The following is a 14,566-nucleotide window of genomic DNA, read 5'->3' on the forward strand; positions in this document are numbered from 1 at the left end:
AGGCTCGATGTGGGCCTACGGAGAACAAATGGCAATTAATTATCTGGATCTTCCTATTGGACGCAAGTATCCCTATGAAGTGGATTGCGTCGTGGAAATCGGCAAAGACACGAACTTGAAGTATGAATATGATGAACGTTTGCACGTGTTTCGTCTGGACCGTTGCCTTTTGAGTTCCATGAGCTATCCTTGCACGTACGGTTTTATCCCGAGTACCAAGGCTGACGATGGTGACGCTTTGGATATGCTGATTTATAGCCCGGCTTCCATGATTACGGGAACGGTTTGCACATGCCGCGTCATTGGTGCGCTTGACATGACTGATGGCGGCAAGAAGGACTACAAGGTTTTGGGCGTGCCTATATTTAACCCGCGTCCGTTCTGCGATATTACCGATGTCGACCAAATGTTCCTCCGCATTACGAAGAACTTTTTCCAGAACTACAAGGAACTGGAAGGCAAGGACGTGCAGATTGGTGAATGGAAGAACGCCGCTTTTGCTCGTGAAATAGTGATTGCGGCGCACAAGGCTTATTTCCAGAATCAGGTTCAAGTGCCGGAATCCTGCTACCAGGAACCCGAACACGACGAAAAAATCACCGCTGAAGAACTAATCTAAAGGCGAGTGCTGCGACCGTGCTTGCACGGGTATAGCCGAGCCGCATATTAGAGAACCGCAAAGCGGTAAGTTGATATAAGCCGAGTGTTGCAAAAACGAGCTTGCTCGTTTTTATAACCGAGGCGCAATATCTAAAAAACAACGAAGTTGTTTTTTAATTTAAAGGCGAGCGACGCGAAGCGGTAAATCGATATAATACTAGCCCCCGGAGTTCGGGCTAGTTTGCTGTGGATAATTTACCTCGGCCTTGTGCCGGGGTTTGTTTTATTGTGAAAATATTTTGGGAAAAGATGGTTTTGTAATAAAATATTTAATATATTGTTTTCGATGTAACATTTAAAGTATAATGAGGTCATATGAATAAGCTTATGCTTACCTGCGCTATGTCGCTGATGCTGCTTAGCACATCTGCTTTGGCATTGACGATTAACGTTGAACCCAAGAAGGATGAACGCTCCCGCGCTCTTCCTTCGCCTCCTTCTCCGGTAAAGCCTATGGTCACCTGCAAGTTTGCTGAACCGAAGTGCGACAGTCACGACAGAATTCATGCAGAACGTTACGACAACGATCAGAAAATGTATAGCCGTGGCGAATGCTATCGTGGTGAAAAGGAACGTAAGTTCGATTTCTATTGCACTAACGGCGAAGTTTGGATGCAGATTGATTACCGTCGCGACCGCGCTGACCGTATCGAATGCATGGACCCGAAGCGTCATAAGTACTTTGTCGCTCGCAGTGTTCGCGAATGCGAAGACCTCCATGCTGATTACAACCGTCCGGAACCGCCGCGTAAAAAGCATCATCATCGTAACTACCGCGACTAAGTCTTAAAAATGGCGAGCTTTCGCTCGCGTAGTTAACGAAAAACCGCAGCTGTTTGCTGCGGCTTTTCTTTTTAATGGAAATCCCGGCTCAGGGCCGGGAATGTCGATAATCATAAATGTCATTCTATTGCCTCGAAGAGGCAATAGAATCCATGAATTTTTAACCTTTGTATCCCTTCGGGTTTTGCTTTTGCCAGTTCCAGGAATCGCGGCACATTTCTTCGATGCCGTATTGAGCCTTCCAGCCGAGTTCATCGAATGCTTTTTGCGGATTGCAGTAACAGGTGGCGATGTCGCCTGCGCGTCGCGGCTTGATGCTGTAAGGGATTTTTACTTTGTTTACATTCTCGAAAGCATGGACAACGTCAAGCACGGAATAACCGTGGCCCGTACCGAGGTTGTATATGGCGAGTCCGCACTTGCGCTCAATTGCTTGGAGTGCTGCGACGTGACCTGCGGCGAGGTCGCAAACGTGGATGTAGTCGCGAACGCCTGTGCCGTCTGGAGTGTTGTAGTCGTTGCCGAATACGCCGAGTTCCTTGCGGAGACCGACTGCGGTCTGCGTAATGTACGGCATTAGGTTGTTCGGAATGCCGTTCGGGTCTTCGCCGATGCGACCGCTCGGGTGTGCGCCAATCGGGTTGAAGTAGCGGAGCAAAACTATGTTCCATTCCGGATCTGCTTTTTGCACATCGCGGAGTACTTCTTCGAGCATGGACTTTGTTTTACCGTAAGGGTTGGTGCATTCACCCTTGGGGCATTCTTCGGTAATCGGGATGATGGCTGGATTACCGTAAACCGTGGCTGACGAACTGAAAATGAGGTTCTTGCAACCATGATTACGCATGGCGTTCAACAATACGAACGTGGCGTTCATGTTGTTTTCGTAGTATTCGAGCGGCTTGGTGACCGATTCGCCCACGGCCTTGAGCCCAGCGAAATGGATGCATGCGTCAAATTTATTTTCGCTAAAAATCTTGTCCATGGCGGCTGCGTCACGGACGTCGGCGTTCACAAACGGGATAGTGGAGCCTACGAGTTCGCCCACGCGTCGGAGAGATTCGTTGCTTGAGTTCACAAGGTTATCGACTACAACGACAGAATGGCCTGCTTTATAAAGTTCAATAATCGTATGGCTTCCGATGTAACCGGCGCCTCCCATAACTGCTATTTTCATGATTGCTCCAAAGATTATAGTTTGGGACATAATATACGAAAATTTTTAGATTGTGTTTTATGAGTGAGTGTGTGGGGACATGCTTAACTTCAACAGAAAAATATCGCATTCTTCAGGCCTATTTTGCGTTTCTCCCAAAAATGTTTTTCCGGTTCTGTAGTCCTTGTTTCTATATACAACATGGTGTTGCATATGTAGTATATTTGTGCTGTATTTTGTTAAAATTGCTTGATTTTAATTAAATTTCTTAAATTTTGTTGCATAAAGTATTGACTTTGCGAAAAATAATGGTTATATTGGAAGTGTGAAAAGATAAAGGAGATTATTATGAAAAAGCTTTCGATTTTTGCTTGCTCGATGTTTGCTGCATTTATGTTTGCCGCTTGTAGCGATGAACCCGTGGCGGGGGCAGTTTCGCCTGTAGGTGGTGGAACCGTGTTGGATTCCACGCGCAATATGTCTGTCAATTTTAAAGGTTGTTACGGCCATCCCTATGATTATGCCTTGAAGAAATCCGCTGCGGCAAATCCAAAGGCTTATTTGGTTGTCGATGAAGCGGGATACCATGTGGTTGTTCCGAATATCTCTGATGCTTGCGATTATGCAAACATTGTGTTCAATAATCAACGTGTACTCGATACGCTAAAAATCAATTTTGATGGGGATCCGGCAGATTGCATGTGCATTACCGACGAATGGTTTACTATCGATCCGTTTGACGCCAACATCAAGTATTTCGTGTATCAGGGGACGGTTTATGAAGTCGTGACAGAACCGCTCCCTGAAAGGAGTTCTTCGTCTAATGCGACTGTTTCTTCTTCGAGCGTAATGGCGTTGTCGAGTGCGGTTGTTTCGTCGTCCTCTGAAACTTCGGTTCCCTCGTCGTCTTCGGCGCTAGTGGAAAGTTCGTCTTCTGTTGCGCCACAGGGCCCGTCGCATTTGATTATTACGGATGCGAATGCTCAGTGTCATGAGAAAGGTTATGCTGTTGATCCTATGTTAGATGGCTCGACCCCAGTTCAAGCGATTAGGCCGAAAGATGAAGTGCTTCCACCGGTTGCCTATCGTTATGTGGGCACGGAACGTACTGGGTTTACCATAGAAAATGTTTCGTTTGCCTGTGATGCTGCTATTGATACCTTGGATGTTTATGTCTCTGGTGAAACGGTTTACGTGAATGCCAAAATGAACTATACGAATGCCAAAAGATGTCTCTGCAACTCAAAGGTGAATTTTGCCGTGGATAACGATCCGTCTTTTTCTGGGGCGCGTTGGCTTGTCTTTGATGATGGTTCTAGCGTAAATTTCCACAATAATATGGATATCGTGGATATGGATGTTATCACGATTGATGAAATCAAGCCTCGTCAAGAAGCAAAGAATGTTGTTGTTGTATGCAAAAATGATAGACGTACGGCTGATTTAGTGGGTTCGACAAATGCTGTATTGTCCGATGTTCAAGATGTGGCTATGGATACGGCCTCGAATCAGTCAACGGCCTATATGGTTGATGATGGAAACGGCTTTGTTTCTCTTCGCCTTGATAATATTCAATTGGGCTGTGGCGTGAAAGAAGCTGAGTTTGAAGTTGTTGCGTACGAAGGTGTTTTGTATGTGAATTCGAAAAACGCTGAAAGCTTGTATGCAACTAATTGCATTTGCCCGTCTCGTATTTCACTCGAAATAGAAAAGGATTCTCGTTTTACTGATGTTAATTATGTTGTCTTTAATAACGGAGGCTCTATTCCGTTATCGAAAACGAAATAAAGAAATGATAGCAGCTCCTTGGTAAAAAAGGCTCTGTCCATCGGACAGGGCCTTTTCTGTAAAGTTTAGATTCTCGCTTGTGTGATGATGCGAGCGGCTATTACGGGTGCCAACTACTTCTCGATGCAGCGGACGGAGAATGCGTTGTTCTCTTCGATGGCGCGTTCCGCATAACGTTCGTTGTAACCGCCGATGGTCACGAAGTTTGCAATGTAAGTTGTTTCTTCGGTTGCAGTCCAGAAGAATGCGGATTTTTCCATGTCTTCGTAAGCGAAATGTGTGTCACTTTTGCCAGACGCGTTGAATGACGATTTAGTCTCTTCGCAGTAAGGACTCCACATTTCGTTGTTGCCAAAGCAAATTCTCTGGCCGGCCTGCTTGACTCTGAATCCGTTCTTCTTGCTAGAGCCAAGGTACTTGCTCAGGAAATTCCAGTCTTTGCGGTCGGGGAGTCTCCAGCCGGTGGGACAGGCCTTCATGGCTGCCTTCCATGTGTAAAGACGTCCGTACTTGTGGCAGTTCGTCTTGTCGTCGTCGTAGCAATAGCTGCCTTTTGTTGTCTTGTACGTGAGGTTCTCGGCGAGCCAGTTGTGGTTCCCGATTTTGACAATTTTATAAGTGTGTCCGTCGCGAGGGTCCTTGAACTTTTTCGCAGAGGCTTTCTTCGCGGGAGCGGCTACAGTAATGCAGGCCGCCAAAAGCATAAATCCTAAACCAATTCTCATAGAGAGAAATGTACAAAATTTTATGAAGGAAAATTTTGTTATTTTATGAATTGACGAGGTTTAAAGTTGCTGATTGAAGATGTTAAAAAATCTATTGTAAACGCCGGTTTTCAAGATGGCGAAAAAATGCCTTCTGTACGCAGAATGGCGGAACGCCTTGGGCTTTCGGTCAATACGGTTCACAGGGCGTACAAGCTGTTGGCAATTGATGGTCGTATCCAGCTGGTCCATGGCAAAGGTTGTTTTTGGGGTGCTGCTCCGTCGTTCGATGTAAAGCCCGAAGAGAGTGTGTATTCGGTTGTCGAGCGCCTGTTCCAAAACGACTTAGATAGCGGCTTCCTCAATGCTTTTGACGAACTTCCGTCGTGCAAGGAGCTTTCGAGCCGTTACGCCGTTTCGCCGTACATCGTCAAAAAATTTTTATTGCAAAAAAGTGCGCAGGGAATTTTGCGCCATGTCGGGCATCGTTTCTTTTTTAGCGAAGAGCGCCCGATTGGAAAATCGAATTACGTTTTATTTGTACACCGCTCAGACGAATTTGGTCGTTTGAAAATTGAATCGGAGCGCGAATCGGATGTGTTCCGCACGTTTGCGCAGATTGCTGCGGAACAGAAAATTGCGGTGAAGTTTATCGGATACCACGAATCGTCGAACCAATTCTTTTTGTCGGATGGTCGCGTTTATACAATCAAGAACGATGTGCATTGTTTGGGCGTGTTCCTTTCGACATGGCTTGTCTATGATGCATCAAAGTTGTTTGCGTATTTTGCAACTTTCAAAAATCCGATTTCGGTTTGGTGGGAATATGCACCGGACATGGTGCCAATGAGTGCGCGGAACAAGAAAAAGTGGGCGTTCTATAATGTGGCGTTTGGCAAAGAAGCGGGCGTGATTGTCGGTCGTTACCTCAAGAGCAAAAATATGGGACCGGTCCATTATTTGTCACCATACCATGCTAGCTTTTGGTCGAAGGCGAGATTGCAAGGGTTGTTAGAGGCCGGGACGGATGTGGTTCCGCTTGTCGATGATCGCTTTGCTTCTCCGTTTGACTTGATTGATGTCGCGAATCGCGGTGGCATAGATAGTCAAGTGCTTTTGAATAGCGTTCTTGAATCGCTTTTGAAAAAGGCTACTTTGGATAAATTTGTTTGTTCTAACGATAGAGTGGCGGCTTCGCTGATAGATTTTTTCAAAGCGAAAAAGTTGCCCACGCCGTACGTGGTGGGGTTTGACGATACGATTGAGAGCTACCGCTACGTATTTGACTCGTTTGCTTTCAACGTCGGGACGATGGTGAAAGAAGCGATTTATCACATTGTGGCACCAACCATATATGCAGAACAGCGGCGCCAAATGCAGACGCCGCTGGGTAGAGTGGTCGAGAAACACTAGGTTTTACAGAAGAACGTACGCATCTTCGTCACCCAGAACGTAGCGAAGGGTCCAGTTAAGTCTCGTTACGCAATACAAGACTTTACTGGATCCTTCGGGCTATTAGCCCGAAGGATGACGTAATGCAATAAAAATCAAACGTTAAATTTCCCGGAGCAGGCGAGGAGTCCGAGCATATACAGGAGTCCGTCGTAGTAACGCCAGAGTCCGGTCGGAATTTCCATGTTCCAGAGGTCTTCGGCGAACGGCTTGATAAGCGGATCGCCTGCAGGGAGTGCGACAGTTGATGCCGCGTTCATGGCAATCAGGCCGCCCGTGGCAAGTCTTGCCTCGCGCGGGAACGCGCTCCCGTCGACACGCATGTCGGCGAGGTACGGGCGACGCCCGTGGAGGTAGCCGAGAATTTTTCGGACTGCAGAAATTTCCCATTCGCTCACATCGGCACGTTCGCCTTTGTCTTGCAATGTGGCGGCGTCAAGTCCGATATTCCATACAACGCGCCAAGCGTCTCCGCAGAAACAGTCGCTTTCCGGGTGCCAAGGCGTTTTCTTGGGCGTTCCGTCAAATTCGCTGTAGTCGGCGGCAAGTCCCGTGACCGGATGGCAAGCTTTTTTCAAGTAGGCTACGCTGTTGTCCGCAATCTTGTTCCAAATTTCATCGCCGCTTGCTTCACCATACATTCTGTAGAATGCGACCGTGTTGTAGCTCGGGTCGGTGTAATCGTTGCCTTTCATGGGTGAGAATCGCACGAGGCCTGCGTTCACGTCCATCATCGTGTACACGTCGCCTGCTTGCGGCTTGTGAGCCATGTCATTGATGAGCTCGACGGCGTCGCACTTGTATTGTTCGTTTTTGAAAATCTTGGCAGCGTAAAGGAGCGCTGCAGCAAAGTATTCTTCGCCATCTGGGGCGGCACCCGGGTCCATCATCGTGAAATCGGCGGTCGAAACTTGCCAAGAGTAATAACCGGCGAGGTCACCTTCGGTGTTCTTCATGTGCGTCTTGGAGAATTTCCAAAGCTTGTCGAAAAGGTCCTGCTTGCCGAGGAGAGCGGCAACTGTCATACCGTAGCTCATGCCTTCGGAGCGGATGTCGTTGTGGCCGATATCCACGATGTACGCCATGTCATTGCCTTTGTCAAAGCAAATGCGTTCGTTTTCGCGGTCGCCTTCAAACAGTTGCGTGAATGCCTTGTTGAGTTTTGCCTCGATTTCGGCGGGAGTCTTACCAATTTCTTCAAAAATGTTTCTCATGACAAGTAAAATAGAAATGTATTGGGCCGCCGTCCTGTTTGCAAGGTGAAATATTTAAAAAGTGTTGTGGGTGTTTCTCTCAATGCTTGAATTATTGCCATGATTGAATTTTCGCGACATTTGTGAAAAAAATTAAATGTTCAAATAAAATTGAAAATGTCATGATTTGACATTCGATAATTCTATATTCATTAAAAATAGATAATCCCGTTTTTTTTTGCATGTAGGCGGGAAAGGAGAGAAAATGAAGAATGTTGAAGAAAAAATATTAACGATTCGCAATGAACGTGTTATCTTGGATTGTGATGTAGCCAGTCTCTATGGCGTACCTACAAAAGAAATAAATCAAGCCGTTAGGAATAATCCAGAAAAATTCCCCAAGGGGTACATATTCCAAACGACGGATGATGAAAAAAGTGAGGTGGTAAAAAATTTTGACCACCTCGAGAAGCTGAAATATAGTCCTGTTAATCCAACTGCATTTACAGAACGTGGCTTATATATGCTAGCTACGATATTAAAGGGAAAAATTGCTGTTCAGACAACGATAAGTATCATAGATACTTTTGTTGAAATTAGGGAATTGTCTCGTGCTGTAGCTAGTATTCCCCATGTCGTAGATGAATCGGAACGAAAGTCTTTGTTAAAACGTAGCGGAGAAATTATTTCAAATGTTCTTACTAGTGATTTGGAAGAATCCGAAACAGAAACTGAAATAGAATTGAATTTGGCTATGCTTAAGATAAAACATAAAGTTAAAAAGGAACGTCAACGAAACTAAAAACGCCCGCATTTCTGCGAGCGTCTTTAAAAGCTTGAGTCTTCTTGGCTCTAAGCGGGTTACTACCTGGAGTAGTATTCCACGACGAGCTGTTCTTCGAGCTTGACCGGGATCTGGTCGCGGAGCGGGAGCTTCACGAGAGTACCCTGCATCTTGCCGAGATCGACAGACAAGTATTCCGGAGCAGCAGCTGCAGAAGCGATTGCTTCCTTGATCTGCACGTGTTCCTTAGACTGTTCACGAACGGCAACCACGTCGCCAGCCTTGATGAGGCGGCTCGGAGAGAAGCTACGAACACCGTTCACAGTGAAGTGACCGTGTGCTACGTACTGACGAGCAGCGAATATCGTACGGGCAAAACCCATGCGGTAGACGACTGCGTCAAGACGAGTTTCGAGCAAGATCATCAGGTTATCACCTGCAGAACCTTCACGACGGTTAGCTTCCTTGTATGCCTTGGCAAGCTGAGCTTCGGAAATGTTGTAGGTGAAACGAAGACGCTGCTTTTCGACCAACTGCTGCTTGTAAACGGAAGCAGACTTCTTGCGGGTCTGACCATGCTGGCCAGGTGCGAAGTTGCGGCGGTCGAGAGCCTTTTGAGTCTTCTGAGAAACGGCAACGCCGAGAGAGCGTGCTACTTTACCTTTAGGTCCGCGGAAGGAGGACATATTTACCTCTTTGAGGAAGCTCTTTGGTTACGCTTACAAGTTGGCAGAGCTTGGCACGACTTGCAAGATTTGGACTTCAAATTTAGTCAAATGTTCACTACTTGTCAACAGAATCTGGGCATTTCTCGAAGACGAATGGGTTGTGATCGCCTTGGACCTTGAAAATGCGGCGGTCGCGTTCACATTCGCGCTCGGTGACGGGGTACATCTTGTCCCAGGTTTCGAAAAGCCTGCGGTCTTGCTTGGAGAGGTTGATGTTGTAGGTCTTTTCCATGTAGAAATGCACGCGGGCGATTAAGCCTCGGACTTCTTTGCGGGGTTGGACCTTCTTGTCCTTGAAATCCACGATGGTTTCACACTCGCCGTACATGGGAACTGGGTTGTTCGTCCATTGGCTGAACATAAAGTTGCTGCGGTCTCCGTTCACTTCGCCGATGGCGGGGTAGAGGTTGTGGAGGTCGCCTTCCATGATTTTGAACGTGGTGTCGTTTGCGCTGCAATTTTTGCGGCCACCGTCACGCCAGCAGGGGAGGTGCTGGCCCATGTTGTGGGCGGTGACGATGTGTTCCCATTCGATGCGTTGGGTGCGCTTGAAGCTCTTGCGTTTTTCGTTTTCGCGCGGCTTGTAATTGCAGGTGCTAAAGTCGACTTTCTTTTTGTCGAGGTAGCGGCATCCGCAGTAGAGGGTCTCCTGGAGCTCACCGTAGTAGATGCGCCGCATTTGCTTGCCCGCATCGCGGTAGTTGTAGTGCTGTTGTGCGGCCAGAGGATCGACTTTGGCGAAGGATGTTGCTGCAAAAATGCAGAAAAGCAAAGCGACAGCGCTTGCTGAAACTTTCATATAATTAAAACCTCGTGTTGTGTGTGATAGAAATGTAATCATTTTAGTGGTTAGTATGCAGTGGTTAGTAAACAGGATTGCCAAAAGAACGTTCTTATTGCAATCCTAACCACTAACCACCAACCACTGCTTACTGTGGCGATGCCTTGCTTTCACTGCTCATTGCTATATTCTCTCGTCTCTGGTCTTTCGTCTCTTGTCTTTTCTATATTGTTGCCCATGATTCAGAACGGATTGGAATATTTGAATTCCCGCCTCATTTTCGGGATGATGCCTGGGCTTGCTTCTACACGTAAACTTTGCGAAGCTCTTGGGAATCCTCAGAAAAAGTTCAAGACAATTCATGTTGTGGGTACGAACGGCAAGGGATCCACGAGCTATTATCTTTCTGGAATTTTGCAGGCGCATGGCGTCAAGACGGGGCTTTATACGAGTCCGCATTTGGTGAGCATGCGCGAACGCATTCGTGTAAATGATTTGCCGATTGACGATGGCTCGCTTGACCGCTTGATTATGCAGGTCAAGGCGGCAGCCGAAAAAGCTCAAGTGGAACCGACGTTCTTTGAAGTTTTAACGATTGTGGCGTTCCTCTATTATGCCGAACAACATATCGATGTTGCCGTTCTTGAAGCGGGCATGGGCGGTCGCTTGGACAGTACTGCCGTTGCCGATGGCGAACTGATTGTGCTCACGAGCATTGGGCTAGAGCACACGGAAGTTCTTGGTAGCACGGAATCTGCAATTCTTAAGGAAAAAATGGGTGTTGCAGGTTCTGCACAAAGTATTCTATCGAATGGTCGTGGCAAGACTTTTGTTCTTGGTGGTCTGAGTGAAGCGCTAATTGCTGAAGCTAATGTTTATGCGGCCTCGCACGGATGCTCTTGTGTTGTTCCCGAGATTCGTAATGATGTCGAACTTCCAAATTTAGGACAACATTACATTGAAAATGCAAGCCTTTCGCTCAAGGCGGCGGAGCTGTTCTTGAATAATTTTGATGAAACTCTTGCACTCAAGACTCTCTCGACGCGTTCTTGGGCGGGCCGTATGCAAAAGCTGATCGATGCAAACGGCGTGACGAAGTTTGTTCTAGATGGCGCTCATAATTCCCATGCGGTTCGTCGCTTGGTCGAAGCGTTGGATAAGTATTACCCGGAACAAAAGTTCCATTGCGTTTTCGGCGCTCTCCGCGATAAGGATGTGGGCGAAATGTTAAAGCTCATGGCTCCGCATGTAAGCCATTGGCATATCACGCGTACACCGTACCCGCGATTCCGCGAACTGGAAGACTTGCAGGCGGAACTTGAAAAACTCGGGTTGCACGTTGCGAGTGCAGGTGAGTTCTCGCGAGAATATCTGGATGAGATCGCTGCAAGCGTGGGCGAGAGTTCGACTCCGATTCTTATTACGGGTAGCCTTTATATGATAGGGGCGACCGTGCAGGCGCTCAAGGATGACTTTGATGGGTTGAGCTTCTTCCGTGGGATGAAGCCTACCACCAACGAACATCGTTAAGAAGAAAATGACTGGATGGGGCTACGCCCCAACTCTTTGGCTTGGTTATGCCCATGCAAGCATGGGCGCAACACTCGCCTCTGAGTTGTCTTCGGGGCTCAGGATGACGTTGTGAAAAAAAAGGACCTTGGCAAATGCCAAGGTCTTTTAAGTCGCTTGAAATTTAAACGAAATTAGTCGTCCATTTCGTCAAGTTCTGCGTAAGCCTTTTCAGCAGCGGCGCGAATCTTTTCCACTTCGGCCTTCTTTTCCTGCTGTTCGAGCATCTTGATGTATTCGGAGACGAGGTCAGAGTCAAGCGTCATCACGCCATAAACCTTGAACTTGCCATCAGCAGTGGTTTCGACCTTGACATCGCTGAGCGTTGCACCGTTGAGGCGCTGGCTAACAGCAGTCTTGGACGTGCTCTGGAAGTGTTCTGCAATTTCATCGCTCACATCTTCCTTGAAGTTCTTGACCAAAGCCTTGGTCTGAGCGTCGATAGACTTGGCGAGGTCTACGCGGGCGTTCTGATCAGCCTTTTCGTAGGCAATCTGTTCGTCAGCAGATTCTCCGATGCCGATACCAGCCGGGATGTGCTGCTTGAGATAGCTCTTCTTCTGCATCTGCATTTCGATGAGAAGGCTAGCTTGCTTTTCTTGCGGTGTCTGCGGAGGATTGCTAGAACAACCAGCGAACATTGCTGCAAGGGCGAGACATGCGATGAGTTTTTTCATTGTTTTCTCCTTGGAATAAAAATCCATTAACATTGTTTTGTGATTTTAATATACAAAAAATATCATGTAAAAATGGAAATTTACGGTATTTGTCAAAAAAAGTGTTGATAATCGATAGGGCTTTACTTTTTATAGGGCTTTTTTGTATTATAATATAGCTCGTATAATTGTGTAAAATTTTTTTGGAGGTTGTCTTGAACAATACTGTACCTGTTTGGCAAATGATTACGCAGTCCGATATTGTAACGATGATTATTCTCGGAATCCTTGCCTTTATGTCGCTCGGCTCTTGGGGAATCATCATCGTGAAGTTCTTTAAGCACAAATCGAATTTGCGCGCTAATGCAAAGTTCTTTAAGGAGTTCGGCAAGCTTAAACGTTTTTCGGAACTGCAAAAGCTTTGCACCGTTTCAAATGATAGCGCATTGCGTTTGTTGAGCGTCGAAGTCTTGAACGAAGTATCTAAGTTCAAGGGAAAAGTGAGTTATGAATCCATTCAGCATCGTGCGTCGTTGCTCGAAGATGCTATCCAGCGTTCGATTGAAGGCATTCGCATGGGCGAGGATCGCTATTTGACTTTCTTGGCTACAAGCTCTAACTTGGCTCCGTTCTTTGGCTTGCTGGGTACTGTTTGGGGGATCATGATTGCGTTCTTCCAGATTGGTCATCACGGCTCTGCGGATTTGACTGTTGTCGCTCCGGGTATCGCTATGGCTCTTATTACGACGGTTGCTGGCCTCGTGGTTGCAATTCCTGCCTCTGCTGGGTACAATTACTTCACTTCGAAAAACGGAAGCAACGAAACATCGTACTATAATTTTGGCTCTCAAGTTTTAAGTTTGTTCAAAAGAGGGGACTTGCTTACTGTTGAAGGAGTTGCCGAGGAGGAAGCGTGAAACGCAGCCGCCGTAAGGACTTAAAGCAGGAACTGAACCTCACGAACATGATCGATATCGTGTTCGCTATCTTGATTGTGTTTATTTTGTGTGCACCGTTGATGAGCCAGGGAGTAAAGGTTAATCTCCCGCAAGTAAAGGCTCCAACGATGGAACAACAGAAGCTTTTAAAAGTTTCGATCACCAAGAATCTGGAGATATTCATCGCTGATATGCAGGTGGATATGGAAAGTTTCGAAAGCATTTTCAAGTCGCTGTGGAATGGCGAGATGGCGGTGGTCATCAACTCGGACGAAGCAGTCAGCTATGGCTTTGTGATGAAGGTTGTGACTCAAGTGCAAAAACTTGGTGTAACGAAACTCGGTTTTTTGACGATGACCCCTAAAGACGAATTGGTAAATGAAAAGAAATAGGGACCAAATCCAATATTTCGAGACGGAAAACGATGGATCTTTGTTCAAGATCATCGTGTGTGCTGTCGTGTTTCATTTGGCGGTTGTCGGGACTTTGATCGCTCTCAACAATATTGATTTATCGAAGCCAGCCGAAGAAATTCCCGTGTTCGAAATGGTGCAAGTGGATGAACCGGTAAAAGCTCCAGCGGCTCAAGCTCCGCTACCGGAACCAGAACCGCAGCAAGCGCCGAAGGTAGAAACTCCGCCGGAAGTGCCGCCGGAGCCCGTTCCCGAAGTAACGCCGGAACCGGAGCCCGCTCCAGAGCCTACGCCAGAAAAGACGCTTGAGCCAGAGGCTCCGCAAGTTCCTGAGGAACCTGCGCCCGAGATGAAGCCGGATACGCCGGAGCCAGTGCCTGTGCCGGAACCCAAGGTCGAAGAAAAGAAGCCGGAAGAAAAGGTTGAACAGCCGAAGCCCGTCGAGAAGCCTGTTGAAAAGCCGGTAGAAAAAATTGCGAAGAAGACCATCGAAAAGAAAAAAGTCGAAAAGAAGCCTGCGAAAAAGCCAAAGGATGACGACTTTGATATCGATGATTTGAAGTTGCAGAAGTCCTTTGAAATGCCAAGCCTCAAGGCGGTGAATCCGATTGATATGGATCCGCTGATGCAGGTGTTCTTGGAACGCGCGAAGGCAAAAATCATGAGCAATTTCAATCCGCCGAATGGACTTACGATTGATCGAGATGCAAAGACGACGGTTCAGTTTACGGTGGAACGTTCTGGGCTTATTACGAGTGTATTCCTCAAGCGTTCTTCGACGAACAGCGCCTGGGATCACTTGTCGGTGCGTGCGGTGAAAATTTCGAAGTTGCCGGAACTTCCGCCAACGTACAATGGCTCAAGTCTTGTGTTGCAGTTTAACTTTACGCCGAACTAGGAGTGAGGTCGTGGGGGATGAGGTCGGCGCAGGCGCCTTTGAGGTATGAGAAGTTTGGAATTG

At 47.1% G+C, this 14,566-nt stretch carries 15 protein-coding genes; 9 read left to right on the forward strand and 6 right to left on the reverse strand.

The genetic code is table 11. The features are described from left to right. The first annotated feature begins 28 nt into the window (after positions 1–28). Positions 29–619, forward strand: a complete 591-nt coding sequence (locus HUF13_RS05720; RefSeq protein ID WP_173474228.1) for an inorganic diphosphatase — start codon at positions 29–31, stop codon at positions 617–619. A gap of 356 nt (positions 620–975) precedes the next feature. After that, positions 976–1,443: a hypothetical protein gene (locus tag HUF13_RS05725; protein ID WP_173474229.1), complete on the forward strand. Its 468-nt coding sequence runs from the start codon at positions 976–978 to the stop codon at positions 1,441–1,443. A 160-nt stretch (positions 1,444–1,603) separates the two neighbouring features. Here the strand turns inward: HUF13_RS05725 and galE are convergent, their stop codons facing one another. Then, positions 1,604–2,620: a UDP-glucose 4-epimerase GalE gene (galE, locus tag HUF13_RS05730; protein ID WP_173474230.1), complete on the reverse strand. Its 1,017-nt coding sequence runs from the start codon at positions 2,618–2,620 to the stop codon at positions 1,604–1,606. Positions 2,621–2,947: 327 nt separating this feature from the next. Between galE and HUF13_RS05735 the strand changes: the two genes are divergently transcribed. Beyond that, positions 2,948–4,387, forward strand: a complete 1,440-nt coding sequence (locus HUF13_RS05735; RefSeq protein WP_173474231.1) for a hypothetical protein — start codon at positions 2,948–2,950, stop codon at positions 4,385–4,387. Between the two features lie 113 nt (positions 4,388–4,500). Here HUF13_RS05735 and HUF13_RS05740 read toward each other — a convergent pair whose 3' ends face one another. Beyond that, complete coding sequence (locus tag HUF13_RS05740) at positions 4,501–5,112, reverse strand: FISUMP domain-containing protein (RefSeq protein WP_173474232.1); 612 nt, start codon at positions 5,110–5,112, stop codon at positions 4,501–4,503. Between the two features lie 66 nt (positions 5,113–5,178). Between HUF13_RS05740 and HUF13_RS05745 the strand changes: the two genes are divergently transcribed. After that, positions 5,179–6,504, forward strand: coding sequence for a GntR family transcriptional regulator (locus tag HUF13_RS05745; protein WP_173474233.1), 1,326 nt, complete (start codon positions 5,179–5,181; stop codon positions 6,502–6,504). Positions 6,505–6,638: 134 nt separating this feature from the next. Here the strand turns inward: HUF13_RS05745 and HUF13_RS05750 are convergent, their stop codons facing one another. Next, positions 6,639–7,757: a glycosyl hydrolase family 8 gene (locus HUF13_RS05750; RefSeq protein WP_173474234.1), complete on the reverse strand. Its 1,119-nt coding sequence runs from the start codon at positions 7,755–7,757 to the stop codon at positions 6,639–6,641. Positions 7,758–8,001: 244 nt separating this feature from the next. Between HUF13_RS05750 and HUF13_RS05755 the strand changes: the two genes are divergently transcribed. Continuing rightward, a complete protein-coding gene (locus HUF13_RS05755; RefSeq protein ID WP_173474235.1) occupies positions 8,002–8,538 on the forward strand; it encodes an ORF6N domain-containing protein in 537 nt (178 codons plus the stop codon). Positions 8,539–8,600: 62 nt separating this feature from the next. Here HUF13_RS05755 and rpsD read toward each other — a convergent pair whose 3' ends face one another. Beyond that, entirely contained in the window at positions 8,601–9,206 is a 606-nt protein-coding gene (rpsD, locus tag HUF13_RS05760; RefSeq protein WP_072828248.1) for a 30S ribosomal protein S4, read from the reverse strand. A 97-nt stretch (positions 9,207–9,303) separates the two neighbouring features. Beyond that, a complete protein-coding gene (locus HUF13_RS05765) occupies positions 9,304–10,047 on the reverse strand; it encodes an endonuclease (RefSeq protein WP_173474236.1) in 744 nt (247 codons plus the stop codon). 219 nt (positions 10,048–10,266) lie between these two features. Between HUF13_RS05765 and HUF13_RS05770 the strand changes: the two genes are divergently transcribed. Then, positions 10,267–11,559 (forward strand): folylpolyglutamate synthase/dihydrofolate synthase family protein, encoded by a 1,293-nt coding sequence (locus tag HUF13_RS05770; RefSeq protein ID WP_173474237.1) that lies wholly within the window; start codon positions 10,267–10,269, stop codon positions 11,557–11,559. Positions 11,560–11,732: 173 nt separating this feature from the next. Here HUF13_RS05770 and HUF13_RS05775 read toward each other — a convergent pair whose 3' ends face one another. Continuing rightward, on the reverse strand, positions 11,733–12,275 hold the full coding sequence (locus tag HUF13_RS05775) for an LPP20 family lipoprotein (RefSeq protein ID WP_173474238.1): 543 nt from the start codon (positions 12,273–12,275) through the stop codon (positions 11,733–11,735). 194 nt (positions 12,276–12,469) lie between these two features. On the opposite strand from HUF13_RS05775, the gene HUF13_RS05780 reads away from it, so the two are divergent. From HUF13_RS05780 to HUF13_RS05790, 3 genes are read left to right on the forward strand one after another with little or no spacing between them, the layout of a single operon-like run. After that, a complete protein-coding gene (locus HUF13_RS05780; protein WP_173389486.1) occupies positions 12,470–13,171 on the forward strand; it encodes a MotA/TolQ/ExbB proton channel family protein in 702 nt (233 codons plus the stop codon). Then, a complete protein-coding gene (locus tag HUF13_RS05785; RefSeq protein WP_072828243.1) occupies positions 13,168–13,584 on the forward strand; it encodes a biopolymer transporter ExbD in 417 nt (138 codons plus the stop codon). Before HUF13_RS05780 ends, HUF13_RS05785 begins: the two co-directional genes overlap by 4 nt. Continuing rightward, positions 13,571–14,503 carry an energy transducer TonB gene (locus tag HUF13_RS05790; RefSeq protein ID WP_173474239.1) on the forward strand — a complete coding sequence of 311 codons (933 nt, stop codon included), beginning with the start codon at positions 13,571–13,573 and terminating at the stop codon, positions 14,501–14,503. The genes HUF13_RS05785 and HUF13_RS05790 overlap by 14 nt, the downstream gene beginning before the upstream one ends. Positions 14,504–14,566: the final 63 nt, after the last annotated feature.

The sequence above is a fragment of the Fibrobacter succinogenes genome (assembly GCF_902779965.1).
Taxonomy (GTDB): Bacteria; Fibrobacterota; Fibrobacteria; order Fibrobacterales; family Fibrobacteraceae; genus Fibrobacter; species Fibrobacter succinogenes_F.

Bases quoted from the DNA above. Each gene is read 5' to 3' on its own strand.
- HUF13_RS05755 (WP_173474235.1), top strand. From the start codon at position 8,002: ATGAAGAATGTTGAAGAAAAAATATTAACGATTCGCAATGAACGTGTT.
- HUF13_RS05765 (WP_173474236.1), bottom strand. From the start codon at position 10,047: ATGAAAGTTTCAGCAAGCGCTGTCGCTTTGCTTTTCTGCATTTTTGCA.
- HUF13_RS05720 (WP_173474228.1), top strand. From the start codon at position 29: ATGGCAATTAATTATCTGGATCTTCCTATTGGACGCAAGTATCCCTAT.
- HUF13_RS05750 (WP_173474234.1), bottom strand. From the start codon at position 7,757: ATGAGAAACATTTTTGAAGAAATTGGTAAGACTCCCGCCGAAATCGAG.
- galE (WP_173474230.1), bottom strand. From the start codon at position 2,620: ATGAAAATAGCAGTTATGGGAGGCGCCGGTTACATCGGAAGCCATACG.
- HUF13_RS05725 (WP_173474229.1), top strand. From the start codon at position 976: ATGAATAAGCTTATGCTTACCTGCGCTATGTCGCTGATGCTGCTTAGC.
- HUF13_RS05735 (WP_173474231.1), top strand. From the start codon at position 2,948: ATGAAAAAGCTTTCGATTTTTGCTTGCTCGATGTTTGCTGCATTTATG.
- HUF13_RS05740 (WP_173474232.1), bottom strand. From the start codon at position 5,112: ATGAGAATTGGTTTAGGATTTATGCTTTTGGCGGCCTGCATTACTGTA.
- HUF13_RS05770 (WP_173474237.1), top strand. From the start codon at position 10,267: ATGATTCAGAACGGATTGGAATATTTGAATTCCCGCCTCATTTTCGGG.
- HUF13_RS05790 (WP_173474239.1), top strand. From the start codon at position 13,571: ATGAAAAGAAATAGGGACCAAATCCAATATTTCGAGACGGAAAACGAT.
- rpsD (WP_072828248.1), bottom strand. From the start codon at position 9,206: ATGTCCTCCTTCCGCGGACCTAAAGGTAAAGTAGCACGCTCTCTCGGC.
- HUF13_RS05775 (WP_173474238.1), bottom strand. From the start codon at position 12,275: ATGAAAAAACTCATCGCATGTCTCGCCCTTGCAGCAATGTTCGCTGGT.